Here is a 1,873-nt window from a genome sequence, read left to right as displayed (position 1 = left end):
TCTATTTTTAAGGCTTTTTGAAGTATTGTTTTTTGCTCTTGTGTCAGATAATTTTTTGCTGGCATATTTCCTATTATTGGGTTATTTATTAATTTTTATTATACCAATTTAAATGCCGAACAGCTTAGCAATTTCATAAATTAAATTCGCAGAGGGTCGAATGGGAAAAACATCCTTTAACCTGACCGATGTTTACCTAGGTAAAGAACTCATGGGTACGAATAGGAAGATACGTTTGAATCATCGTAAACTGAACGTAGCGAAATAAGAAGGTTGAATAGCGCTACAGACAAAAAGTCAATGGAGAGAAAGATAGGTTTATAAGGTTGATGCATCTTATAAAGATTTCCCTCATCTCCCGGTGAATAGTATCACCCTAAAAGTTCAGAAAATGGTGATCAGGAACGAAGTAACCCTTATATGTACTCTCAGTAAGGTCGATTACTAAGTAGGTAGCTAACCCCATGTCAGATGAGGGCAAGATTGAGCTCATTTGCTAATGCCTAGAGTAATGTCTAGGATACGCAGACGGACTCACGTTATAGGAAAGGATATAGTCGTTAGTAACAATTAATATGTCTAATACTCTGGGATTTTCCCAAAAGTCGGAATGGAATAAGGTAAATTGGCGAAAGCTAGAAAAAACCTTATTCAAGTTGCAAAACCGAATATATCGAGCCTCTGTTCGTGGTGATGTTCGCGTGGTAAGAAAGCTACAAAAGACTCTGATGAAATCCTGGACAGCCAAAATGATTGCGGTGCGTCGGGTCACACAGGAGAATAAAGGTAAAAAGACTGCCGGAATAGATGGGATTAAAGCCTTAACCAATAGACAGCGTCTCACCTTAGTAGCCAACCTCAAAATCTCCAAGAAGGCAAAGCCAACCAGAAGGGTATGGATACCCAAACCTGGACGGAAAGAAAAACGCCCACTGGGAATACCGACCATGTATGACCGCGCATTTCAGGCACTTGCTGCGCAGGCATTGGAACCTGAATGGGAAGCCAAATTTGAACCCAACTCTTATGGGTTCAGACCAGGACGCTCATGTCATGATGCAATCGAAGCAATATTTAGCAGTATCAAACGTAAACCCAAATGGGTTCTAGATGCAGATATTACCAAATGCTTCGATAAAATTAACCATGATATGCTCCTATCAAAAATAAATACATATCCATCCTTAAGACGCCTAATAAAGTCCTGGCTTAAAGCCGGAGTGATGGATAATGGAACATTCTCACCTACAAAGGAAGGTACCCCTCAGGGGGGTGTCATATCACCCCTCAAGCGCGAACATAGCCCTCCACGGAATGGAAAATCGAATTAAACAATACGCAGAATCTATGAAAGGAAAAAAACACCAGAATAGACAAGCTCTAAGTTTAATTCGATATGCAGATGATTTCGTCATACTGCACAAAAACCGTACCGTAGTAGAAGAATGTCAAGATATCATGGGTAAATGGCTAAATGACATGGGTTTGGAATTAAAACCAAGTAAAACCCAAATCACTCATACCTTCAACGGATTCGACTTTTTAGGATTCAACATCCGTCAGTACAAGGTAGGTAAACACCATTCAAAACAAGGTTTTAAAACCATCATCAAACCATCAAAGGAAAGCATTTCCAAACATTATAGGCAGCTCTCAAATCAGGGTAAGCGCAAGAAAAATGAACTCATAATATGCTAGTGAAACCGATGTCACAATAAAGGTGTCCGATGGTGATTGGCTTCGATAAACCCACTAACTCAACTTACATCAGTAGTCCATCCTTACCACTACAGCCAGCCCTTGATGTTCAACAGGTTCAGCAGCAAATGCTCGAGCATTTTGAACATCTATCAGATCCGCGAGGGAAACAAGG

Annotated in this window: 1 pseudogene; it reads left to right on the top strand. The window is 40.1% G+C overall.

Annotated elements, in window-relative coordinates:
* Positions 1-575: 575 nt before the first annotated feature.
* Positions 576-1,659: pseudogene (ltrA, locus tag F6K37_RS40390) on the top strand (group II intron reverse transcriptase/maturase); the annotation flags it as partial.
* Between the last annotated feature and the right edge of the window lie 214 nt (positions 1,660-1,873).

Origin of the sequence: Moorena sp. SIO4E2 (genome assembly GCF_010671945.1) — a bacterium.
GTDB lineage: Bacteria > Cyanobacteriota > Cyanobacteriia > Cyanobacteriales > Coleofasciculaceae > Moorena > Moorena producens.
This window is presented reverse-complemented; position numbering and strand designations above follow the sequence as displayed.